Below are 25,330 nucleotides of genomic sequence, written 5' to 3'. Positions count from 1 at the left end.
ATGGCTTTATTTAAAAGAAAGACAAAAAAAGAGAAAACACCTGAACAGGATCAGCTGCAAGAACAGCAGCAAAACGATGTTAATGCTGATGATCAGGACGGCCTTTTAAAAACAACATTATCATTTCATCCTGACTGGGAGCTCACCAGTCAGGAGAAATATGTCTATCAATTCAAACACCAGCAGCTTCCTTTGCTAAAGCCAAACCAAATTGCCATTAATGGCATAAAACTAATTAATTTTGATGAAGGATTTGTGGTAGTCGCCATTTTAAGGAATACACTGCCTAAAGCCATTCGTTTCGAGGCGGTTGACCTCCTTTTATTGGACGAAAATGGACAGGCAATTGCGAAGAAGCAATTTGAGCTTGATGGCATGGATGAGCTTCCATCGATGACCTCACGCCCATGGCGCTTCCTCTTCTCATCTGAAGATAAGCTAGTTGATAGGATCCCTGAAGAAGGCTGGAAGATAGCCTTTGAATTGAAAAAATCAGCAGCTGTCCACCAGCTCGATCTTGAAGAAAGCTGGGAAAATCAAATCTCCCCTGCCCAAAAGGAACATCTGGAGAAAATGGTTGCTTCCTTACCAGCTCTATCTCCTGGCGAAGTAAACTTCATGGGAATAGAAGCCAAGCATGGAAGTGAGGGTAATTTAGCTGTTACGGTCCTAATTCGAAATGGCAGCGAAAAAAATATCCAGCTGGAACAAATTCCTCTCATCGTTGAGGACGCTGCAGGAGATATTATCTGCCAGGGGGGCTTCAAACTTGAGAAATTCGAAGTAAAGGCCAACACAAGCAAGCCTTGGACTTTTATCTTTCCAAAAGAGCTGGTTCAAAAACAGCAGCCGGATTTATCCAAGTGGAAGGTTTATCCGCCTCAGAAAAAATAAGAATGAAATCCCCGTTCCGGAAGTGGAATGGGGATTTTGTATTTGTTAATCTATTTATTTGCGGAGTTGCAAAGAATTTGGGCATTTTTCTTTCTTGTGATACATCCTGATTGAAGTGATGCGGGATTCTATTTGCAGGTTTCCCAGGTCTATTTGCAGCTTTATGATTCTATTTGCAGGTTGGCTCATTCTATTTGCAGTTATTTAATTAGAGTCGCAGTCTGCCTTTCTATCTGCTGAACGCCGATTACTATTTGCTGGTTCCACCGCTCTATTTGCAAATTTATCATTCTTTTTGCAAGATGGCATATTCTATTTGCATGTTTTGGATTCAATATGCAGATTGCCTTTCTATTTGCAGAACGGAGGATACTATTTGCAGATTCCCCTTCTCTATTTGCAAATTTATCACTCTATTTGCAAGATGGCATACTCTATTTGCAAGATACATCATTCTTTTTGCAGCAGTCCTCCTCCAATTTGCATACTTCATATACGTACTTCTCACCCCATCAAAAAAGGCTCCCAAAAGGGAACCTCTAATTAAATAATTATTTCAGCCCAACCGATGCTACATAGCCTTCTTTTCCATTAACTGAGACTTTGTACCAGCTGAATAGGTTGTATTTATTGTTATCTTCAATAGGGCCATTCAGAATCGTAATGCGCGTGCCCTTTGCAAGTGAAGTTCCAGTTCCTGCAGTTGAAGGTTTATCACGGAATGTTGCAGCTCCAGAAATGACGATGCTGTCCCCTTTTTTAAATAGCTGAGTAGATGGCGTTTGTTTGTCAGTTTTATAATTCATTTTGCCGCTGAAAATCGCCTGTCCAGTCGATGGGTTATAGGAGATTTCTAAATCATCCTTATTGATTACTTCAGCATTCACCTGGGCCCACTTGCTGATATTATTGAATACCTTTAATTGATATGGATCCTCCGAGAAATTAGGATCATTAAATTTAGAAAGGCCATTATAAGCCATTATGGCAAAATACCAATCTTCCAGTACCTCTTTATCCCCATCGTTTACAACAGGAATTCTGGAGCCAGCATAACTCCATTTTTCCAATAAAATTTGAATACCGGTTTCAATGTTTATGCCAATATCATATTTGGCTTTTTCCCAATCATAGCGGTCATCATGCTCATCAAGCGGTGTAACCTGCATGATTCCATATCCATTATCCGGGCTTTTGAATACTTCCCCACGCTCAGTGAATTGCTGAAATGCGCCATTTTCTGTTATAGCGATCGCTTTCACCAACTCGGGCGGAATGCCGGCTGCAGCTGCTTTTGTTGTCAGCAGATATTTTAAATCTTCGATTGGCATTTGCAGCTGTTTCATTTCACTTTTAATGGCATCAGTAAACATCTGTTTGGAAGCAGGATTGTTAATATCCTGGCTCAGCTTCGAAACCGAATCATATAAAACAGGCACTTTCACATCAGAAACACCCGGCTTTACAAGTTCACGGAGCTCGTGAAGCTGCTCGTTAAGAAGGTAAAGTTCCTTGTATTCAGCATCTTTTATGCTTTCAGGAATTTCCCCTTTAATGGCATCCCACTCTATGCGCAATTGCTTTTTATATGTCTCCTGAGGGGTTACCTCTAAGAACATCAAGATCTTCTTGGCTTCTTTTAACACTTCGTCATTTTGCCCTTTGGCCAATGAAGCTGATGCCTGGTTGAGAGCCATTTTAACAGTTACTGAATAGCTAAGTTCATCTCTTAATGCCTCTGCAGATTCTTTGAAATTTGCCCGAATGGCTTCCCTTGTGGTTTTACCATAGACTGGATCCAAAAGAGCCGCTTGTTTCTTAATTTCATATGAAAGCTCATGATAAGCCTTAACTGTGTCATCTGAAAGGATACCTTGTTCAAGCTGACTTTGTAAAAAGTGCTTCTTAGCCTCAATTTTTTTCCCGGCAGAGATGGCATCAATATAATAAACAGCACGCTTGATCTGAAGCTGACTTTCATCCAACTTCGCTAGATATGTCTGCTTTTTGCTCGAGCCTAAGGTATTAACTAGCTTAACAGCTTCACTGTAAGCTTTTTTAGCTGCATTATATTCCGCATATGGCCTGGTTATACCGTCTCCAGCCCATTCGATTGAACATGCTCTTCTTAAAATTTGAGAAGTTGAAATAGACTTCTGAACAGCACTTTCAATTTGCGCTATAGAGGCTGCTTCTGTATCGCTGACATTAATAACTGCAGCAGCCGGGATTATGAGTGACGTGGACAATAGTACTTTTAAACCTTTTTTAATAGACAAAATTGCATCCTCCTACAAAATAAAAACTCTTGCTATCATAATTATAACAAGAGTTTAATAGATTATTAACCGTATTTTGGAAATTTATTATTGGCTGACTGGAACATATTCGATATAGGATTCCATATTTGTAATATAAAGTTGGGATCCGAGGTTATATTGGCCACCAAACTGGGTATCATAACTGTAAACACGATACTTTTCGCCCGGATTTAGAATACGCACCATCTTTAGCTTATTATTTTCCGTACGCTGCCAAAGATTGATTTTCTTTTTCACATAAACCATGCCGATTTGGCCTTGTTTTACCGGAACTGCATCAGCGATGCCCTTAACGCTTTCCTGAGCTACAACTCTTTTAGCACCTATGTATCTGCTCTTATAGTAGCTCATATCCATGCTGTTGATCATGATTCCGTCATCGGAATCTGCATGGATAAATTTATTGTCGCCTGTATAAATGCCAGCATGTGATGCGCCAGGCTTATATGTAGTAAAAAAGACCATATCCCCAGGAAGAAGTTCGCTTCTGCTGATAGACTCTCCTGTTTTATATTGATCGGCAGTCGTTCTTGGAAGCTTGATCCCATGTTCACTGTATACATATGTCAAAAATCCTGAGCAGTCAAACCCCTGTGGAGTTGTACCTCCCCATTTATAGGGAACGCCTTGCATTTGTTTTGCCAGCTTAACAATACTATCCGGGCTCGCTTCTGCAGCGCTTGCAGACTTATGGGTAAAGACCATTGGCAATGCCAGTAAGAACGCCAGCGCCATAAATAAGACTTTTTTCATAGTATGTATCCTCCTGTGAAACTTTTGGTATATAATAATTATCTAAAAATTATGTAATTAGTAGTGATAAATAGATTTTATCCTATATTTAGACAAGTTTCTATTTCATTTTCATAACAATCACCCGAAAATATTACAAAAACATTACAAAATGTTGTTGGATAGTAGGGAATAATACTGAAAGATGTAGAAATTCACTATATGAGCATAAAAAAACAGACCATCAATATGATAGTCTGCAGCTTTATTAACTAAATGAAGGCCAGTTACTCTGGTACTCGTCACCTTCTATTTTTTCAAGAGTTTTATATTTCAATGGCAAAAGCTCATCTTCTGATATTTTCAAAAAACCTTTTCCAATTTCGAATGGTATAAGATCAAATTGATCTTCATTTTCAGCAATAAAGTAGATTCCCGTTACTTTGCCTTTTTGAGACAAATCTATGTTCAGGAATGATGGATAATAGGTGTTATTTTTTGCTTCTAAAATGGCTTTAGCCGTAATGGTGCCATCTTCTTCTTTTTCGATCGGATCATTACTGATCTTCTCCAAGATCTTTCCAGCCCACCCCTGCTTCTTATAACCGCCGATAATTTTAGGAGGTTTCTCCTGTAATTGACTTAATAAATCATGCATTTCTTTAGACTGTTCCATTGGTTAACAATACTCCCTCCAATGTTACGATGTTATTATACAGCCGCATCTGTATATATGAAACTAGTGTTTAATTATACCGCACTTATATAGTTATGGACAATTTCAGTAATTAGAGTAGCATAATTACTAATTTTCTGCAATTTACACCCTATATTGCCTTAACCAAGGTTATAATATACTAAACATTTATACAATATTAAATTTATGGTAACCTGTCTGAAAATGCAGAGAAAAGGCTGAGTCTCACGGACTCAGCCTTTTTAATTCATTCATAAACTGCCTGAATTTGATCGATGAAAATCTGACCTTTATTTTTATGTTCATCACTTACCTGCATATATCTTACAGGAATCTCCATAGTGTATGGAGCAGTCAAGCCTGCAGGAATGTCTGCTTCAACATATTTCCAGCCTGTCCAATCAAGGTTCTTTGTAAAATCAAGCTGAATCTCTTTGCCTGCCGCATCCTTTAACTGGCTGCGCAGCCAGTGCCCTTTGTTGTCCCCATAAACCCACATGCCGATTTTCTTAGGTGCTCCCATTACTGGAATAGGTTCTTTTTTAGAAGCATAAACACCCGAAGTTCCTGTTGTGCCAATAAAGTTATATGCCACTTTCAGTGATTTTTTTCCCTCTTTAACATAAACCGATTCAGGAGAAACGGTAACCGATTCATATCTTGCTCCCGATGCTTGCCATCCGCTTATATCGCCTTCAAAATCTTCAATGATAACTGGACCTGGATTTCCGGCGATTACTTTAATTTCAGCTGATACTTTACCATATGAAACAGTAATTTTCCCTATTCCGTCCTTGCCCGATGCTTTAAAAATTCCGTTTTCAACCGTTCCTAGATTATCTGATACCGTGTAAGTAAAGGCTGCAGGATCTATGACCACTTCCATGCCTCCGTGATAGCCGGAAGCAGAGATAGCTGCAGTGCCATTTTTATCAACAATGATTGTATCCTTTTGCACTTTTATGGAGTTCAATTCATTAGTTATATTGACAGAAACATTGCCTGCAACAGCACCAGAGGTTCCTGTAATCGTGCCTTTTCCAGGTATGCTTGAAGCTGTAAAGGATCCATCAGAATTGAATTTTCCAACATTCGAAGTCCAAACAATCGGATCTTTCAAGCTGACAGGATTATTATTTTTGTCTACCCCTTTAGCAGCTATCTTCAAGTCTTTATAGGATGCACCTGCAAATAATGTGATTTCCTCAGGGTTCAGCAGTAATCTCTGAAGCTCTCCCGCCTGCCTGCGTGCAATGATCAGCAAGGAGTTTGCAACATTTCGATCCCTGCCGTCAGAAGGGTTATTTACTACACTTGTAGTAGTATCCCCCTGTTTTCTTGTCACCATTGTCGACGATCCGCCGCCATCAAACGTGATGGCCTCAACAGCGCCAAAGTCTTTCATAACCTTTGCTAAGTCTGTTAAAGTGACGCCCTTGCTTTGAGCCCTTCTTCCGTCAATAACCACTGCAAACACAGACCCATCTTCCTTAATTCCTATTGCGGTTCTGGGATGAGCCCCAGCAATATTAAAGGTTTTGGCATTCCCCCCTTTAACCAGGTGATACCGCCCTCCTATTGCCTGCTGTACCCGGTCCCATTCGGGATTATCGTAACTTGCGTTTATTGTAACTGAGTCACCGGCTTTAAGTGATTTTAAATAGTCACTGCCTGCAGCATGGCCTGACAGAATGAACTCACCTGGCTTAAGCGCTGCACTTCCTTTGCCAGCAATTACTTCTTTTACAGTGGCAGTGACCTGGCCATTTCCATTCAGCTGGCCTGCCACATTTGAAAGAACTACTTCTGTACCCAATTCATTTGTCATCGTATTGCTTGCAAAATAAGATGTATAAAGAACTAGATGGCCCGCAAATCTCCGTTTATTAACCGAATTAATCAAGTATGGCTTCTGGCCATTTGCAGACACACTCAATAAAATTTCAGGGTTTCCGATCATTGCCTTGCCGCTGAAGCTAACCCCAAAAATGGTTCTTTCATTGACCAGGGTTGTATTCGTGGTAACCAATTCACCATTATGTACAGTTAAATCAGTTGGAGCTCCATTTGAATCGAAATAGTCGCCGTTTATTCCGGCAATTACATACTTGCCCTCGGCTTCTTCGCGGTGTGCCATACTATTAACCGATTCGAACCCGATCATTTGATCTTTAGCCAGGGAAGTCTCAAAAGAAATCTGGCTCGTTTTTTGGTCAACATCCAGCTTATAGATCTCCTGGTTCCCTTTTGACCCTTCTACAGAAAGCTTAGACTGCGTGACACCAGGTGCAAGTACAGCCGTCTGCTCCTGGGTAACTGTACCTAAAGTTAGTTTGGTTCCATATAATTCAGGATTCACAAGCTTAAGCTTTAGCTTTGATGGCGTTTTGTATTGGACATACCCTTTCATGTTGGTAACAAAGTACTGTCCTCCAACACCATATTGCCCGCCAAAAGCTGAATCATAACGGTAAACCCTATATGCTTCCCCAGGTTTTAAAACTCTGACAAACTTCAATTTATTGTTTTCCCTTTTCCATAGGTTAATAGGCTTAAGGATATCCACTTTGCCTATTTGGCCTTTAACCAGCTGCATCCCTTCCCAATATACGACAGGTGCTGAAGCTGAAGCCTTTTTTACTGCATACGAAAAAGGGGATATGATCCCGGACAAAAACAAAAGACAACACAATAAGATTTTCTTTTTCATTACTCTCTCCCTCGGATGTACTATTTTTACAATAAGTCTATTATACGACAAAATACCAAGTATTTTCCTATTATTCTACAAAAAAGGGAGAATGGTATAAATTACCTAAAGTGTTCTGCGCCGTTTTCTTTTGCTGAGGTAATATCGAAACATAAAAAGTCTTGCCCCTCCGGACAAGACTTTTTCACTGTAAGTTTTCAAAAAACACTGCAGTTAACGGGGCTTTTCGTTTAAGTGTTTTTTTCGTTTCTTCATTTAAATAAAACATAGCAAAGGTTTCTGAAAAATATTCTTCAGGATAATTCTTATAATAGGAATTTTCTCCAAATAGAAGAGCCTTCTCTTTTCCCCAGATTTCTTTGAAGCTTTGTGTAGAAGATAAATTGTTATAAATAAGGCTATCAATCGTGTGTGCTACCTCATGCAGTTCAAGGTTGCTGGAGCTGTGGCCATTGCCAGGCTCACTATATCCAATCCGGATGGCCACAATGGCAGCTCCGCCAATGCCGGGAACATCATCCCAGGTTCTATTTGTTCCCTCCCATCCCCTTGGCACTTGTCCTTTCAAATAGGCGTATTCCGGAAGATTGGTGATTGGGGATGCAGTCAATTTAATTTTTACCCCTTTTTCATTTAATTTCCCTAATAGAGAAATCGGTATTTTGCTGATTCTGCTTTTTATTTTTGAAACCTCAGAGTCTTGCTCATGGCCATTATCCACAATAATAAGCTGATCCACAAGCTCATCCTGTTCCGAATAAGACTTATGCAGTTCTGCCAGCTTGGATTTTGAAGGTGTCTCATATAAAACTCTGTCTTTCATATTGGTAATATAATAGGATCCTCCAACCCTGAACTGCTGGCGTTCAGGAACATAGCCATACACCCTGTATTTATCTTTTGGGTATAAAATCCGCACAAACTTAAGACTGTTTCCTTCCATACGCCATAAATTTATCGGCTTTGTGACGGTTACCCGGCCTATTTGCCCCTTTACTAACTCTGCTCCATCCCAATATACCTTAGCAAAACTGTCCCTTGGGAATGCAAAAATGAGCAAAACAGAAAATAGAAGGAACACTATAAATCTTCTATTTTGCATAATCAGGCACATCCTTCAATTTAATAAGGAGTAAAGAAATTTTGTGTATAATACGGAACTGCTGTTTCCTTTTGGAACTGAACCCCTGCCCCTAAATGAGTGTATTGGGCATTCAGGATGTTCTTGCGGTGACCAGCTGAATTCATTAGAGCCTCATGGGCAAAAATGCTGCTTGAATAGCCCATTGCAATGTTTTCTCCGGCATACAAATAATGGATCCCTTCCTTTTCCATCCGTTGAAAAGGGCTTTCGTTTCTAAGATTCATATGATCGAAGAAATCATGTTCAGCCATATCCAAGCTATGTTTTCTTGAAGAGCTTTGGGCAGCAGAATTCCAGGTAACTGGTGCAAGTCCATGATCTGCCCTTGCAGCATTAACCAGATCAAACATTTGCATTTCAAGGCTTTGCTGAAGGTTCGAGCTTGGCAGACCATAGTGGCTGTTCTTCCTGTTTTCCAGTTTTTCCGAAATCATTTGAATGCCAGTAACATTGCCTCTCTTATGAATATCATAAAAAACGGTAATGTATGAGTTTTTTTTGTAAAATGTCTGCTGCTTATCATTATTTACAGTTACATAATTTACATTGTTTTTATTGATCCACTTGCTTGGCGTTCCCAATGCTGAAGAAACCCCTAATCGTGACGAGCCTTTAAAGATGCCAAAGCTATAAAGCCTTTGGCTGCTTGAATATATGAATTCCGCTTTATTATCCACATATCCTATCATATAAAAGTTCCGGTATTGATTATGATAGGTGTGCCAGGAGATTCCATATTCACCAAGTGATACCCGCTTTTCCTTTCCCAGTTTTGCTTCAATAGAAGATTTGCTGTCGCCTATTTTAATAGAGCCGCTGATAATTTCCTGGGATTCCTTTTTACATGCAAGAGCTCTCTTTTTTGCAGGAGAAGGAGTTTCGTATCTAATTCTGGCATCCCGATTCAAATACATGCCCCCGCCAACACTGAGCATATCAGGCTTAAAGGAATATATTCTATAAGTTCCGCCTGCTTTTAAAGTCTTCTGTGTAATCTTTTTATCACCTGATAATTTATAGAGAGGTGTATCCTTCAATACTGTTAATCTGCCAATCTGTCCGACTTTCAGTTCAGCTCCATCCCACCAGACTGTTTGGGTCCCTCTTGAACCTTCGCAGCTTTCTGCTGCACTTGCTGCAGAAAAAGGAGGAATGTAGATGAAGATGGCAATCAGGATAGTGAAAGCTGCCAATACATTGCTTTTTTTCAAGATACTCCCTCCAATTCAAAATATTCTTATTCCCATTCTAGTAGATTTAAGGTGAACAGTATAGTAAAAGTTGGGGGCATTCCACCGGCTTCTTCCATGATATAATGGGGACTGCACGAACATTTTGGAACAGGTGGAGAATACATTGATTTTTAATTCCTATGAATTTATTTTCGCTTTTTTGCCTGCTGTTTGGATTGGCTATTTTTTGCTGAATAAATGGCAGCTTTTCTTTGTAAGAAATGTCTGGCTTGTTATCAGCTCATTATTTTTTTACAGCTGGTGGAATCCCGTTTATCTCCCATTAATTTCAGCTTCCATGCTGATTAATTATTATATTGGAACATTGCTTGGAAAGGCCAGCAGCCAGCCGCGGGCAAGGTTGCTTTTGACTGTTGGCATAACTGCCAATCTTGCAGCATTGGGCTACTATAAATATTATGATTTTTTCATAGAAAATCTTAATGCCTTGTTAAGCACAGATTTTAATTTATTGCATCTCGCTTTGCCGCTTGCCATCAGCTTTTTTACATTTCAGCAGATCGCCTACCTTGTTGATGCTTACCGCAAAGAGACAAAGGAATACGATTTCTGGAAATATGCATTGTTTGTCAGCTTTTTTCCGCAATTAATTGCGGGGCCAATTGTTCACCATAATGAAATGATGCCTCAGTTCTCCAGGGAAAAAGCACAGAGAAAATTTCATTACGAAAATTTTGCCAAAGGAATCTTCATCTTTTCAATTGGGCTCTTTAAGAAAGTTGTTATTGCTGATACATTTGCTGTTTGGGCTACAGCAGGGTTTGATCAGGCAGAAATGTTAACTTTTATAGAAGCCTGGATTGTGTCACTATCCTATACATTCCAGCTTTATTTTGATTTCAGCGGCTATACAGATATGGCCATGGGAGCAGCACTTTTATTTAATGTTCGGCTTCCCGTTAACTTTAACTCACCATATAAAGCTGTTAATATTCAGGATTTCTGGAAACGGTGGCATATGACGCTGACCCGCTTTCTAACCCAATACTTGTACATTCCCCTTGGCGGAAATCGCAAGGGAATTCCCAGAACCTATGTAAATGTTTTTCTTGTTTTTTTCGTCAGCGGTTTATGGCATGGCGCCGGCTGGACATTTGTACTCTGGGGAACCTTACATGGAGCTGCATCCATGCTGAACCGATTGTGGAAGCAGCTTGGCTTTAAAATGAACAGATTCCTTGGCTGGTTCATAACTTTTCAATTTGTCAATTTTGCCTGGGTATTTTTTAGAGCGCAATCATGGGAAGATGCGGAAAAAGTTTTAAAAGGCATGTTTGGAATGAGCGGCTTCTCATGGCCGGAGCAGCTCACATCCCTTTTTACACCGGCTTCCGTTCAGGCTGTGGAAGTACTCTCTATTAACGCTGCAACTGATACATCCCTTTTGTACATGCTTGCCTTACTGGGGGCTGCATTCGCAATTACCTTGTGGGCAAGAAACTCAATAAGATTGATGGATCAGCTAAAGCCCTCCTGGTTTTCTGCGTTTTTCATTTGTGCACTGCTGCTGATTTCCTTCTTTAGCATGACAAGAGTCAGCGAGTTCTTATATTTTAATTTTTAGGTGGTTAATCATGAACGTTTATAAAAAATGGCTTTTAAAAGTTCTGGCTGCTTTTGTGATTTTGGGTTGCCTCTTCGCCATGCCGATAACTGTGTTTAATTACATTGCAGATCCCTTATGGCTCTTCCAGCATAAAAACGAATGGAATGATGTGCAGCAGGGCTTTAATGAAAGGCAGCAGAAAGTAAATAAATTAAAGTATGGGGAAGAGAAATATGACGCCCTTTTATTGGGAAGCAGCCGTTCTACTTATATAAACCAGCATGATTTTGAAGATTTAAAGGTTTTCAATTTTGCCGTGAGCTCAATGTATGTGGAGGAGTATAAGGGATATATAGACTACGCAAAAAAAATAAACGGAAAGCCTTTTGAATATATCTTCCTTGGATTGGACTTCTTCGCTACAAATAAATACCGTGTGCTTGCCGAAGAAAAGCCGGAGTTCTATACAGAACAGGCTGACAGCTATCTTTACAGAGTCAAGTCGACTGCGTCCTTTGATACTTTGAAAAAATCTTTATCTGTTTATCAATCTTCGAAAAAGAATAACCCTGTATTCATAGATCATAGGTTTTATAATCGTGAAAATGTGGCTATGCCTTTTCCGGTGGACAGCCAATTGAGACAAGCCAGAATTGAAACGAATATCTATCAATTTTTCCAAAATAACGAACCCTATGAATATGATCCTAAAGTTATTGAGATGCTGAATCAGGTTAAAGCCGAAAACCCGAAAACCAAATTTATTGTCTATACAACACCCGTTACACTTCCACGTTTAGTCATTGAAATGCAAAATGAGGAATATATGCAGGGCTACGAACATTGGCTTAAGAACCTGACAGAAACCTTCGGAACGGTTCATCATTTTATGGATGTAAATGAAATAACAAGGCACCTGCCAAACTTTATTGACTCCCATCATTTCACTCCGGATGCCGGGACAAAAATAGTCAATTCAATCTGGAATGAAAGAAACAGATATTCAGATTTCGGAGTAACACTAAATAAAGATAATGCCGAAGCTGAAATTACAAAGATTAAGAAGGAAATTAAAGCAGCAGAAACAGATGCCTATGACTATCTCGCTCCCATTGGTCTGGAGTCATCTTATTCTTTTCTCCCGCCAAATTTCGAGCCGTTTTCAACTGATAAATGGCTGAACCAGGTTTCGCCAATGAAATTGCTGGGAAAAGAGGGTGAATTCCAGGTAACTGAAGGACGCACCGGAGGGATGGTTTTAAAACCAAAGAATGAAAATCCCGAAAGCCGCACTGCAATACAAGCAGGATTCAGCCTGACTGACATGGATATTCCCGCTTCCGAAGAGGTTACTTTTATCGTTTCTCTGAAAGGAAAAGCATCCAATCCAGGTGATGTGCAATTATTTATCCAGGATCAGGTGAACGGCCAATGGGAAAGGAAAGCATATAATACCATCCCTGATGAAGATACATCCCGTTCATTTAAAGTATCGAAAAAAATCAGAAAAGACGCAGAAAATGTTATGATTGGAATCCATTGGAAGAATGCTGATTCAGACGACCAATGGCTGCAAATAGATGCTGCTGATATTTACTAGAGATTAGAGCCATGCTCCAGGAAGAGGAGATGGCTCTTTTCATTATTGGATAATTATAGTAATGTAGGAAGTGATTACTATAAGAGTTTTTGGGGGAAAATATGAATCTATCTAAATTTAAAATCACTTACATTCTAGCTGCATCTCTCATTTGCACACCCGTTTTCTTTTCAAGTGCAGCCTACGCAGAAGATCAAATCGATCAGGAGGAGAGTATTGAATTGGATGACAGCCAAACACCTTCTCAAGAAGAATCAGACCCGTCTCAATTGCTGAAAGAAGAATTAAATCCGATTATAGAAAAAATTGGACCCCAGGTATTCCATGGCACTGCCCTGGCTGCGGCATATGGGAAATCACCTGATAACAAACCCTATATGTACATCATCCAGCATGGGACGCCATCAGCTTTATCTATCGTCAATTTGAACACCGGAAAAACAGAAAAGACATATACACTGGAGAATTCCACAAGTGCTTGGGGAATTGATGTCGATGCTGATCAAAACGTCTGGGTCGGAGGAACATCAAGCGGACATATTTACAAGTATGATCCCTCCTCGAAAAAGCTAACCGACTATGGTAATAAACTGAAGCACAGCCGTGATACCTCTATTCAGGACCTGCACGCATCTGGAGGAAGAATATATGGGTCCACAGCTTATAATGGAACTGTGTTTTCCTATATACCTGAATCAGGTGAAAGAAAGGATTATGGTCAAATCATCAGAGGCAAGGAATTTGCAAAAAGTGTTTACTTTGATGAAGAGCAAGAGAGCATTTTCATGGGAATCGGATCAAAGGCAGAGCTTATACGCTATAATATCCGCACGAAAATCAGGGATCGCTTCCTGCCGTGGGAATATCGGCTGGAAAAATACGTATCGGATATTCAGGTGGCTGATGAGTATTTATTTGCCAAACTGGATCCAAGCCCAAAGGTACTAGTTTTTAATAAAAATACTTTGGAATTGCTGGATGAATTTGATTCAACTTCTAAAACCGTTTCTGTAAAATCTCCCGCAGAAGAAGCTGTTTTTTATACAAACAAAGAGGAGCTATATGCTTATTATTATAAGACTCGGGAAATCGTGAAAATGGATGTTCCCCTGGAAGGCATGAACGTAATAAATTTAGACTTTGTGGAAATTGGCACACAGGATTATCCCGGATACACGCTGACAGGATTGTTAAGCAATAATGGGGATTATTTCACTTTTAACTTGGAAACCCGGAAATTTGAACTGCATCAGGCAAAACTTGCTCCTCTACCAGTAACTTTATATACAATGGCAGAGACTCCTGAAAGGGATAAAATCATTATTAATGGCTATATGTCTGGCGGGCTGGGCCTCTTTGACACTGCAAGCGGCGAGACAAAAGAAGTGAAGGGCATCAGCCAGGTTGAATCTATGGCATATTTAAATGACAAGCTATATTTTGGAGCCTATCCAAAAGCCAGAATCCTTGAATACGATCTGACAAAACCGTTTGAAGGCAATAATATAATTGAAATTGCCCGTTATAAAGACATAGGCCAAGAAAGGCCAACTGCCATGCTTGGGATTGATGAAACCAATCAGCTGTTCATTGGCACTTATCCTGAAACAAGTACGGGCGGAGGACTGTTGTCTGTATATAATCCCGGCACAAAAGAAACCGTAAATTATGAAAACTATGTAGAAAATCAAAGCATCATTTCCCTTGTACAGGCTCAGGATTATGTTTATGGAGGTACTTCAGTGTATGCAAATCATGAGCGTGCAAAGAGCGATGCTGTATTATTCCGTTTTCCATCTGATTCTCCTTCTGAGAAAGAGGAGATGAACTTCCCAATAAAAGCGGCCATGATTAATGCGTTAACGTATTATGGAGAAAACTATATCTTCGGAATGGCAGACGGAAAACTGTTTAAATACAATATCGAATCCGGCCAAACCAAGCAAGTAATGATCGTTCCAGCCATTTCCGGCCGTTTTAAAAATGCTAATCTGCAATTCGGAAAGGACCAGCAGCTCTATGGCACAGTAGAAGGCGTATTATTTAAAGCAAATCCGAAAACAATGGAAGTAACACTGATAAAAAAAGAGGGTGCACATGATTTAGCCATCGATCAGAATGGCCATATTTACTTCAGGAATGAAGCTGATATGTGGAGGTACGAACCTGAATAAAAGATAAAAATGCCCTGCTTAAACAATAAGGCAGGGCATTTTTATCTTTATTGCAAGTTAACTTTCAGACTGTAAGGGTCCAGTGTAGAACCGCCGAATGTGTCACGGACTTTGATATGGTAGACTCCTTTTTTCAGGTTAAAGTACAGCACTTCCCCATCCCCTTCAGGATAGTAGTCAGCTTTAGCCAGCTCTTTGCCATCTTTATAGAGAGTCACAATACCATCAATTTCAGTTCCGGCATTGAATACAATGTTTCCTTTTGTTTGTTTATCAATTTTTAATTCATACCAATCTTCATCACCGTTCGGTACACCGGCATTAAGATGTCCGGAGGCAGTTAAGAGCTTGCTGCCTGATTTCTTCATCATTAGCGGCTTAGAAGGTTTGTTATTCTTCACCACAGATCCCTTATCTTCATCATTTTGGTTAACTGGCGCAACAGTCAATTCATAAGGAAGCAGGGAGAATGGAATATTACCATCAAAATAGCCGGAGGCAATAATAATATAGTTTTTGTTTTTCTCTGCTTTAAATGATCCATAAGTTGCTCCGCTGTCAATTCCCTTTTCGATATACTGGATTCGATCAAATTCCTCCGGATCAAGCTTGCGGTTTTTATTTGCATCTTCTGCAATGACCACAATTCCATAGAACGGGCTCAACAATTCCTTTGGATATTTCGCTTTCCATTTGGCATCAACACTTCTTCTCTTCATTGATGCCCCATAAATATTTGATGATTTGCTTTCAAGATAAAATACATCCTGATCAAAAGGCATTGCAAGGTTTCCTTCAATTTTTGATGAAGGCAGATTTTTTATTTTTTCAAGGCCGTCGTTATCTTCATAAGGATCCTGAGGATCTTCAATCACCAGCCTGGCACTGAAGCTGTATGGATCGAAAGAAGTTGAACCAGTGTAGTAATCTGCACCTGCTCTAATATAGTAGCTCTCTCCAGCTTTCAAACCCGTATGCATGGATGCATCCAGCTTCATGCTTACCCAATCAAATTGCATATTGGTTCCAATCTGATCCAAATAGGCATACGTATTACCTTCTATATCCGTTTCTTCTTTAATGCGGTAAATTTCCATTAAAGGAACCTGGCCTTTTTTATTGTCAAACTTAAATTCATAGATTCCAGTTTCAGCCGGCACAACACTAAACCAGTCTTCATCTTCTAATGTCTGGATATAGCCCTCACCCTTTCCATCCATTTCAAAAGGCTGGGCACCCTCCTTGAGAATTTCAAGGAAATCAGGTTCTGAACCGGCTTCTTCTTCAGCAGCTTCCTCTGTTGCCTCTTCCATCTCTTCAAATGCACTGCGCTGTTTTTCAAGGCTGTTTACGTTCATTTCTTTTTCAGCTGCTTCCTCGTCCATCATATAAGGGAATATATCTTCATCTGCCGGCAATGTCTTTCCATTAACCTGCAGCTTGTATGGAATCAGGGAAGGTTCAGGGTTTTGCTCTTCTTCAAGCAGATCAAAGTTCAACATGAAGTCGTACATGCCAAAGTAATATTGATCGATTTTATTTGATACTTTTATGATATATGGAATGTCCGGCATAGCTGTAAAGGAGAGTGTTTCCCCTTCACTTTTACCGCCTCTGTTCGCGTAGAAAGCTGGCTCAATTGGGTATTTTCCATAAAACATTTCTTCAAGAAGTGCTTTTTTCTCTTCCTCCGTAATCTCTTCCATATCAGGAGGAAGAATTTCATCCCCCATATATACACTAATGCTCGTATCAACGCCCGGCAATTTAGATAAGTCGATTTTTACCGCCTGCTCCTCTTTAACAGTGAATTGATAAAAATCATCATCGCCATCTTTTCCAGTTAATAGCTCCTTGCCATATGAGTAAGGCAATTCAATATTACTCATATTGTGAAGCGCATTCTCATCCTTTTCAATACTTGAAGCTTTTTCAACGGAAAGGCTGAATTTAGACTGCCCTCTGCCCGAATCATCAAAGCTGCCATTCACATCTTTGATGCCAAATGCGAGAGTTCCTGAAAACGGAACTTCGAACAGCTTCCCTTCCTCAAGCCCTTCTCTGACTTTATTTATATCCAGTTCCACTTTGCCTTCATCGGAAACCAAATATAATTTCAGCTTGTAATCAAACTGCTTGGCTCCGCTTAGAACAAATTGAACAAAATCACCTTTTTCGACATCTGCTTTATACCATTTTTCCTGGAATGGAGCTGTAATGGCTCCATTAACTGTCTGCTTCTTTTCAAGGCTTACCGCTTCCGCTTTTTCAAAAATTTCTTTTTCAGACCATTGGCCTTTTGTTAGTGCAGGCAGCTTCTTAATATCGTATTGCATTGCTGCCGGCGGATTAAGCAGACCGTTTCCATATACTGTATCAAATCCCTTATCACCAAGATCCTCCGCAGTATGCTCCAATATATATTCGATCTGAATCGGAGTCAGGTTAGGGTGCTTGGAAAGGAGCAAGGATGCTGCACCAGCTACCATTGGCGAAGCCATGGACGTTCCGCTCATTTTACGGAAGCTTGATTTTTTTTCATATTCATACATAGTGCTGTAGACATCTTCACCAGGAGCTACAATATCAACGGACGTGCCATATGTAGATAAAACCCCCAGCTTTTTGCTGCTGTTAACATTACCAACACTGATGACGCCTTCATAGGCAGCAGGGTAGCTTAATGAATCATCTCCTGTATTGCCTGCAGCTGCCACTACTGTCACATTCTTCTCAGCGGCCTTTTTGAGTGCTTCCTCAATTAAAGGAGATTTCATCGGTCCTCCGAGACTCATATTGATTACTTTTGCACCTTTTTCAACTGCATAGAGAATCCCCTGTGCAATGACATAGTCAGAAGCTCCCCATCCCCTGTCAAAAACATCAATGGGAAGAATTTTAGCATTTGGATTAACGCCATAACCTCCAATGCCGTTATTCTTATTGGCTGCAACAATCCCAGCCACATGGGTGCCATGATAATCAGGGGTGCCAGGGCTCATAGGATTGACAGCATTATAGCTCGGCAGCAGCCTTCCCTTTAAATCAGGATGGTTAACATCCACACCCTGATCGATCACTGCAACTGTTACAGAATTTTTCCCAGCCAGTTTTTGTGCTTTTTCGAGCTGAAGGAGTTCGTTTTGATATTGTTCCTTCGCTTTTGGATCCGGCAATGACAGCGGCTTGTAATTGACGCTTGGGTAAGCGGATACAACTCCGTTCATTTTTTTGTAATTGGTTAATACTTTGTTGAACTGATTTTTATTCCGCACTTTAACAACAGCATAATTTAAATTGGAGAACTGTTTAAGCAATGTTCCCCCTGCCATTCTGTGCTGCGACTGGGTGAGCGGCTTTTTAAACTTAACCACCAAAGTATCTCCGCTTAATGCAGACTCTTTTGAAAGATCCAGCTTTTTCTGCAATGACGGCTGGTCAATCTGCAGTGCCGAAATGCGGGGCACCTCTTTTCCGCCTTCTGCAGATACACCTGATGCTCCCACCAGAGAGCCTGCAGCAATACCAATCCCTGCTGCAAGACTAATAGATTTTTTCAGCCAGCTTTCCATTCCCTTCCACCTCAAAACTGTAAAATGATAGTTGCTATCATAATATTACTATCATTTTCAATTAATAGAAAGTTTTACCATATTAAATAATTCGACAAAAAAAGAGCCGGGTTTTTATAAAACCCAACTCTAATTAATGACTTATGACTGCTCTTCAGATTCTGGTATTGTGTTAGTTTGTGAAGTTTCGCCTTCTGTTTCACTTGTTTCTAGAGTGCCTGCCTCAGGTTCCTCTGTTTCTGATGGCGCTTCTATTTCAGTATTAACAGCTGGATCCTCTTCTTTTGAGCTGCCCTCCTGCTCTTGAACCTGCTCCTCTTCCGGCTGTTCCACTGCCGAGTTCAAGGCTTCGTACTCTTTCATGATTTCCTGCTTCATTTCTGCAAGCACTGCTTCAAAGCCAGGCAATTCACGATATCTGCCAGGATACAGCTTGTTGCCTGCCTCTTTAATTTCAGCAGAACGCCTTTCAAGCCTATTTAACTCTGCCAATTGACCTTCAACTATATCAAGCTTGCCGGCCTTAAGGTTAATCTCAATTTCCTCCATAAGCATGTATCTGGAAATCTCGTAAATAACTGTCTCTTTTGTGATTTTCGCAGGCAATACATACTTTTCTGCTGCAATATCACGAACATGAGGACCATAAAGTTTATTAATGAACAGCTCTGCTTTCTTAATCTGGTATGAAAACTTATGGTAAGCTTCCACTGTATGTTCATCCAGAGTTCCTGCATCTATCAATTTAGTTAGCTCTGAGTTCATCGCTGTCAGCTGTGCACCCGTTTTTTCTGTATCAATAAAGACAGCTGCCCGGGCTTTATGATCATAGGCCTCCTGCAATACTCCCTTTAAACGGTTTTGATCGCTTTGAGGTATGCCTTTCAGCAATGTTTCAGCTGCAGTAATACTTTTAGCTGCATTCTGGTAGGCTTTTGCAAAATCGGTATTCACTTTAAAATCATTAACACTTTTTATATTTCCAGAATAATAGGATCTCAGCTTTCTTGATTTCGCAACAGCATCATTCGTCTGGTTAGTCGCCTGGGTAACTTTTGATCCCGCTTTTGCCTGGTTTAGGCTATAACCAATTCCTGCAACATAAAGTCCTACACCCTGGTTTTGCTTCCAGATGGTTTGAAACTCTGAAAGCGGCAAGCTTGTTTCACCTGCATATCTGCCTATTTCCGGTGTGAATCCAGGAAGCTTATATGTATCTGTGAACCAATCAGTAAAACCGCCGCCTGATGGTCTTGAACCAGGGTACACAAGGCTATAGCCCGTCATTTTCCCTATAGCTTTGGCATATTGATGATCCCGGTCATATAAAGCACCTGTCTGATGGAATTTCCAATAAAGAATTTGGCCGCTTGAATGGTAAGCAAGAGCAGATGCAGGCTTAATCTCATTCACAAAGTTTATAATCGCCTTCACTTCAGAAGCCGACTGCGGCTGAGCTCCTTTATAATTCTTGTAATATGGCTTTCCTGGATTGCTCTTAATATTTGCCCAGTCAGCAGGATACTGGCGATTCAAATCGATTCCTTTTCCATTTGCTTTCCAGCGTTTAAAATCCTTGCTTCCTGCGTTCATGTTTATCAAACCAGCATGTGCACTCGAAGGAAATGCTTTTAATCCGAATTGCTGCAATGTCACACCATCCGGATTAACCATCGGCACAAACCACATAGTAGTTCTGTTCAGATGAGTCCTTACATTTGCCCCAGCTATGGTCCGGCCGCTCTTGTAGGCTGCAGCATACTGTTCGAGCATATACATATTCAATGTCGTAGTCATCCATTCCCTGGCATGATGGGACCCATTAATAAATATGTTTGTTTGGCCTTTCCCAAGTGATACGGCATAAATATTCCTTCCATATTCACTTTTCCCGATAACTTTATATGTAATAAGATCTGGGTATTGCTTAGCAAGCTCGACAATATCAGCCTGCATTCTTTCATAAGTATAAACTTCGGCTGGATTAACAGCGGCCGCTTCCGCACGATGTTCCAAATGGGCGAAACCAGCAACAGCAAACAATAAGGTAAATATAAATATCCTTAAACTTTTCATCTCTTCCTCCTAATATTTTGTACATCTATTAATATACTATGCAGGAGGCCAAGTTGGGGGAAAATTCAGCAATTAGTTTAAAAATCTCTATGATAAATAAAATACCTGCCCCGCTCCGGGACAGGCTTATGCAAAGGTACGCCATTTTTGAATTTTACTATTAATAAAGTTTACGTACTTCTCATCTTCCTGCAGTTCAAAAATAATCAGCGATTTTTGCATGCACTCCCTTGCTTTCTGCAACTTGCCTTGGATTTCATAGTTATAGCCAATATGATAATGAAGTTCACCAAGCAGATACAGATTATCTTTTTCGATGCACCATCTAACGGCTTCCCTGCAATATTTAATTGAGTCATTATATTTTTCCATACGTGTCAGTGATCTCGCAATATTATAATAGAGTCTGCACAATAAGGTATGATCATTAATAAATGGAAGCTGATGAAGATATTCCTTTGCTTCAAAATATACTTTAAGCGATTTTTTATAATCCTTTTCTTCAAAATATACAGAACCGATACTCAGCAAAACCTCTATTTCCCGTTCAGACCAAACCTTGTCGGTATAATGAGTTAAAGCAATGGCTTTTGTAAGAATATCGATTGCTGATTTGGAATCCTTGTGGAGCATATACTTGCAAATTCCTTTATGCCATAAAAGGACCTGGAAATTTTTATTGTTTTGCTGAAATAATGGATTCTTTTCCTCGGTTTTTACGATTTGTTCCATTTCTTTATAATTAGAGTTTCTTCTGGCTAAGGTTAATTGCCTTAAGACTTCCTGGACATAATCCAATCTGGGAGTTGTGCCAATGTCAAAGAAATAGTTTACATCGACACCAAGGCGTTCGGATATTAAATATAGAGTAGATGCATAAGGATATACATCCCCCTTCTCAATTTTGCTGATCTGCGCCTGTGTGCATATCCCCTTAGCAAGTTCTCCCTGTGATAAGTTCATTAGTTTTCTAAGTTCCCTGATTCTTTGGCCAATAGCGGAGAAATTCAACCTTTTCACCTCTCTCATGTAAATATGCCTAGAGTTATATTTTTATCTTTTATAAACAGGAAAAAGGATATAAGACAAAGTATACTGGTAAAATTAAAAAAATATACAAAAAATGCTTATGGATAATTTATGGTTTAATATAATTAGTTCCTTAAATTTTAAAAAGCAAGGAGGAATTTTCATGAAAAAACGTTTATTGGTCATGATGGCTGTATTCACTTTTGTATTTGGAGCAGCAGGCATTACCTTTGCTGCTGGCAATAATGGCGGCGGCGGAGTAACAACGCAAGAGCTGCCGACTATTTTCTAATCTTTTTGCATATCTGTAAGGATTTCAATGGGCTTGACCCTTGTCTTATTAATCTCCAATTGGGGCACTTCATCATGAAGTGTCTATTTTTTTGCAATAAAAAACCTAATTACTGCTCAAATTCAACAAGCAAACATAAATTCCCTTCTTTTGAGGATGAAGGAGGGCTATTATATTCTTTCAGGAATATTCCTATAGTTATAATTTTATATGAAAACCCTACTTTTTCATATTAAATATTACTTCCATTATCGAAATCACCTTCAGATTTCAATCAGCACAAGGAACTATTTTTGTTATGATAAGGGCATAAAGATGCAGGGAGGGTGAAAGGGAATGGATCTTGATATGAAAATCCAGCCAAAGTTTATCGAGAACGAAAGTGCGATCATTTTTTCATTCTACTTTAGAAACGCATCAATGAAAGTTGGAGAAGCGGTTATCTATACTTGTGAAGAAGAACAAAATGAAGAATTGGCAAGAATGGTTTATAACAACCATGAAGAATTAACAGAACTTAATGCTAACGCAAAAAGAAAAATGGCTTATGTAACTGAACTAACCATACCAGAGGGATTTAAAAACCAGTCGTTCACTAAAATAAAGGAATTTCTAAAAATCATCGGCATCAACACATGCGTGTACCAGCATTGATGTCACGGGATACCTGATGTTTGCAGATGAGCATCAGGTATTTTTTATGAGATTTTCTTCCTGCCACTTCATTAACTTGCCATTAATATAATCCGAATATTTATGATCCTTCTGAAGGTCAAAAATCAGCAATGCTTTTTTCATATAATCCTGAGCTGAATAAAAATCTTCTTGGAGTTCAAAATTATAACCAATGTGGTAGTGAAGCTCACCTACTAAAAAAAGGTTATCTTTATTAATGCTCCACTCAATTCCCTCCATACACAATTCTATTGATTTTGCATAAATGCCTTTTCGAGTGAAGGTCCTGGCCATATTATAGAGAAGCTTTACTTTAACAATATAATCACGAAAATCAGGGAGTGTTTCCATCTCTTTATAAACCATTTCATAAATCTGAATAGCTCCATCAAGCAGATTATTCTCGAAGCAGACAATTCCTTTGCTTAAAAGAATCTCCATTTCCTGTTCAGTCCAAACTTTTTTATTAGTTAACGACAGAGCTTCATCAAGGGTAGCAAGAGAACGTTCAAAATCAGAATGAACGTGATAAAGACTTATCCCCTTGTGCCATATGAGCAGCTGCAAATATTCGGGGTTTTGATAAAATAACGGATTCCTTTCTTCCATCTCCACTATCTCTTCCATTTCCCTATACCTGAAATTGCGTCTTGCAATTTTCAGCTGTCTGGCCACTTCTTCTACATAATCCAATCTGGGTGTTAAGCCAATATTGAAGAAATAATTCACGTCAATGCCCAGTTTTTGAGATATTAAAAAAAGAGTTGATGCACATGGAATCACTTCTCCATTTTCCAGTTTACTGATCTGCGCCTGCGTGCAGATATCTTCTGCCAGCTCCTTTTGAGTGATTCTTTGTATTCGGCGCAATTCTTTAATCTTAGCTCCTATTACAGAAAAATCCAATGTTTCCACTCTCCAAAAAATATTCCAATTATTATATTTTTATTATAAAAGCTTATGTAGCCTATTAAAAGCTATATTATTAAGTAAAAATCAGACCTTAGCGGAAATCCACTCTTTTCTGGAATATGTTTTAATAGGCTTATGAGTATTTAATACTTTCGGAAGTTCGTCACTTTACGAACATCATCCAATTCTCCAATTTATTGCCGTCCGGGGTGAACCGGACGGCCTTTTTTTGGTTTAGCGGGCGCCTTAGGGGGCTTTATTTGCAGTAGAACGCAGTTTTTTTGCAAAATTTCCGTCCTATTTGCAATTTCTCTAACTTTATTTGCAGGATTTCTAATTTTATTTGCAGGATTTCTAATTTATTTGCAGGATTTCTAATTTTATTTGCATAGTTCATATTTGCAATGCATTACCTGATCATCCCCACCATGTGCAAAACCAAATGAAAAGCCCGGGCATCGGCCCAGGCTTCTCACAATACTATTTATCGGGCGACAAACCCTTTTAAAATGTACTTCCATTTGGTCTTGTTTTTCAAACTGCTGATTTCCTTTTTACTTAAATATTTCGTTTTGAAGGAAGTTGCTGCAGCTGTACCGTCAAAGTCCTTATGGATGCCTTTGTCCTTCACAATCCATTCACCTTTTTCCAGGCCATCTTTAATTTCTGTTTTCCCATTCACTTGCAGGCCGCTCTTTATTTGTCTTCTCTCAAGCTTCCCTGCAGTTGAAATCACCCATACATATGATGCATCTTTCTCTTTTTTAATCACCTTGGAGGGAACTGTGACAGCCCCTTCAATCTCATCTGTGACAACCTCAATATGGACTGGCGTGCCTTTTAAAATCTCTGTTGCGTCCTCATTTAACTGAACCGAAAAGGGATAAGCACTTTCCTTATCAAGGGAAGCCCCGCTCTTTGGAAGAGATGCCAGATTAATAATGCTTCCTTCTCCTTTAAATCCTTTTGCTGAAACCAGAACCTTCAGGCCTATGGAAGTTTGCATTCTCTCATCTAATGTTAGTTCCCCGTTTATCAGGGATGAATCTGAAGTGATGGTAATGATCGGATTATCAAGGGAACGGTCAATCTCACTGATAGTACCAGAGAAATTGCTCTGCACGGTTACACTGCCTGGCTGATCTTCCAGGAAATCCATCTGATTTTCAGTCATTTCCAGCTCCCGTTCCAGCAGGCTGACTTGAAGCTCCTTCTCTTGGATGTCCCTATCTAAGCTGGAAGTGACCGTTGTTTCACTGCCTTTCTCTTCTTCATTAAAAATTAGTGTTCTTTTATATGTTTCTAAATCATCAATATGATCTTCCAAATCATCTATTTGATTTTCCAGTTTTTCCGCTTCCGAATTCAGCCTTTCTTTCTCAGCATCAAGGTCTTCCGGCTGATATTCAAACAAACCAGCTCCAGGAGTAATGCTGTCTCCCTCTTTAACCAAAAACTGATTAAAAACCCCCTGCCGCTCATCATAATAGACCTGATATTCCTCCGCCGGTGCGACTACACCCTTTTTGGCAAAAGAATCTATTAGATCTTCTTTCGAGACGGACTGCCATTTATTTATGTATGCTGCCTTTTCCACTTTGCTGTCTGGCTTTAATGCCAGATAAAGATTTGCGGCTATAAAGATCCCTATACATGCAACCAGGATTCTAAGTACCCAAGCTCTTTTCACAATAACACCGCCA

At 39.6% G+C, this 25,330-nt stretch carries 17 protein-coding genes; 6 read left to right on the top strand and 11 right to left on the bottom strand.

The genetic code is table 11. The features are described from left to right. Positions 1–894, top strand: coding sequence for an accessory Sec system S-layer assembly protein (locus JI665_RS13540; RefSeq protein WP_206840039.1), 894 nt, complete (start codon positions 1–3; stop codon positions 892–894). A 551-nt stretch (positions 895–1,445) separates the two neighbouring features. Here the strand turns inward: JI665_RS13540 and JI665_RS13535 are convergent. The 6 genes from JI665_RS13535 to JI665_RS13510 form a co-directional block, all read right to left on the bottom strand. After that, positions 1,446–3,173, bottom strand: coding sequence for a transglycosylase SLT domain-containing protein (locus JI665_RS13535; protein WP_206840038.1), 1,728 nt, complete (start codon positions 3,171–3,173; stop codon positions 1,446–1,448). An 87-nt stretch (positions 3,174–3,260) separates the two neighbouring features. Further along, positions 3,261–3,968 carry a C40 family peptidase gene (locus JI665_RS13530; protein ID WP_206840037.1) on the bottom strand — a complete coding sequence of 236 codons (708 nt, stop codon included), beginning with the start codon at positions 3,966–3,968 and terminating at the stop codon, positions 3,261–3,263. A gap of 247 nt (positions 3,969–4,215) precedes the next feature. Then, on the bottom strand, positions 4,216–4,623 hold the full coding sequence (locus JI665_RS13525) for a hypothetical protein (protein ID WP_206840035.1): 408 nt from the start codon (positions 4,621–4,623) through the stop codon (positions 4,216–4,218). 268 nt (positions 4,624–4,891) lie between these two features. After that, complete coding sequence (locus JI665_RS13520) at positions 4,892–7,354, bottom strand: phosphodiester glycosidase family protein (protein WP_244671192.1); 2,463 nt, start codon at positions 7,352–7,354, stop codon at positions 4,892–4,894. 184 nt (positions 7,355–7,538) lie between these two features. Continuing rightward, on the bottom strand, positions 7,539–8,456 hold the full coding sequence (locus tag JI665_RS13515; RefSeq protein WP_244671191.1) for an anthrax toxin lethal factor-related metalloendopeptidase: 918 nt from the start codon (positions 8,454–8,456) through the stop codon (positions 7,539–7,541). A 20-nt stretch (positions 8,457–8,476) separates the two neighbouring features. After that, a complete protein-coding gene (locus tag JI665_RS13510) occupies positions 8,477–9,709 on the bottom strand; it encodes a CAP-associated domain-containing protein (protein WP_244671190.1) in 1,233 nt (410 codons plus the stop codon). A gap of 145 nt (positions 9,710–9,854) precedes the next feature. Between JI665_RS13510 and JI665_RS13505 the strand changes: the two genes are divergently transcribed. The 3 genes from JI665_RS13505 to JI665_RS13495 all read left to right on the top strand — a co-directional run bounded on the left by JI665_RS13505 (position 9,855) and on the right by JI665_RS13495 (position 15,071). Beyond that, positions 9,855–11,315 carry an MBOAT family O-acyltransferase gene (locus JI665_RS13505; protein WP_206840034.1) on the top strand — a complete coding sequence of 487 codons (1,461 nt, stop codon included), beginning with the start codon at positions 9,855–9,857 and terminating at the stop codon, positions 11,313–11,315. 10 nt (positions 11,316–11,325) lie between these two features. After that, positions 11,326–12,897, top strand: a complete 1,572-nt coding sequence (locus JI665_RS13500; protein WP_206840033.1) for a hypothetical protein — start codon at positions 11,326–11,328, stop codon at positions 12,895–12,897. A 101-nt stretch (positions 12,898–12,998) separates the two neighbouring features. Beyond that, complete coding sequence (locus JI665_RS13495) at positions 12,999–15,071, top strand: WD40 repeat domain-containing protein (RefSeq protein ID WP_206840032.1); 2,073 nt, start codon at positions 12,999–13,001, stop codon at positions 15,069–15,071. Positions 15,072–15,118: 47 nt separating this feature from the next. Here the strand turns inward: JI665_RS13495 and JI665_RS13490 are convergent, their stop codons facing one another. The 3 genes from JI665_RS13490 to JI665_RS13480 all read right to left on the bottom strand — a co-directional run bounded on the left by JI665_RS13490 (position 15,119) and on the right by JI665_RS13480 (position 21,739). Beyond that, complete coding sequence (locus JI665_RS13490; RefSeq protein ID WP_206840031.1) at positions 15,119–18,643, bottom strand: S8 family peptidase; 3,525 nt, start codon at positions 18,641–18,643, stop codon at positions 15,119–15,121. Between the two features lie 141 nt (positions 18,644–18,784). Next, complete coding sequence (locus tag JI665_RS13485) at positions 18,785–20,719, bottom strand: M14 family zinc carboxypeptidase (RefSeq protein WP_206840030.1); 1,935 nt, start codon at positions 20,717–20,719, stop codon at positions 18,785–18,787. Between the two features lie 126 nt (positions 20,720–20,845). Further along, positions 20,846–21,739, bottom strand: a complete 894-nt coding sequence (locus JI665_RS13480; RefSeq protein WP_312886212.1) for a helix-turn-helix domain-containing protein — start codon at positions 21,737–21,739, stop codon at positions 20,846–20,848. 172 nt (positions 21,740–21,911) lie between these two features. On the opposite strand from JI665_RS13480, the gene JI665_RS28965 reads away from it, so the two are divergent. Together JI665_RS28965 and JI665_RS13475 are read left to right on the top strand one after the other, a co-directional pair. Further along, on the top strand, positions 21,912–22,040 hold the full coding sequence (locus JI665_RS28965) for a hypothetical protein (protein WP_256815608.1): 129 nt from the start codon (positions 21,912–21,914) through the stop codon (positions 22,038–22,040). Between the two features lie 336 nt (positions 22,041–22,376). Further along, entirely contained in the window at positions 22,377–22,694 is a 318-nt protein-coding gene (locus tag JI665_RS13475) for a hypothetical protein (RefSeq protein ID WP_009332016.1), read from the top strand. Positions 22,695–22,727: 33 nt separating this feature from the next. Here the strand turns inward: JI665_RS13475 and JI665_RS13470 are convergent, their stop codons facing one another. Continuing rightward, a complete protein-coding gene (locus JI665_RS13470; RefSeq protein WP_312886198.1) occupies positions 22,728–23,630 on the bottom strand; it encodes a helix-turn-helix domain-containing protein in 903 nt (300 codons plus the stop codon). A gap of 481 nt (positions 23,631–24,111) precedes the next feature. Further along, positions 24,112–25,317, bottom strand: coding sequence for an efflux RND transporter periplasmic adaptor subunit (locus JI665_RS13465; RefSeq protein ID WP_206840025.1), 1,206 nt, complete (start codon positions 25,315–25,317; stop codon positions 24,112–24,114). Positions 25,318–25,330: the final 13 nt, after the last annotated feature.

This window comes from Bacillus sp. NTK034, from assembly GCF_017303275.1.
In the GTDB taxonomy this organism is placed as follows: domain Bacteria; phylum Bacillota; class Bacilli; order Bacillales; family Cytobacillaceae; genus Cytobacillus.
The sequence above is the reverse complement of the archived record's forward strand: the minus strand, read 5'-3'. Positions and strand labels throughout refer to the sequence as shown.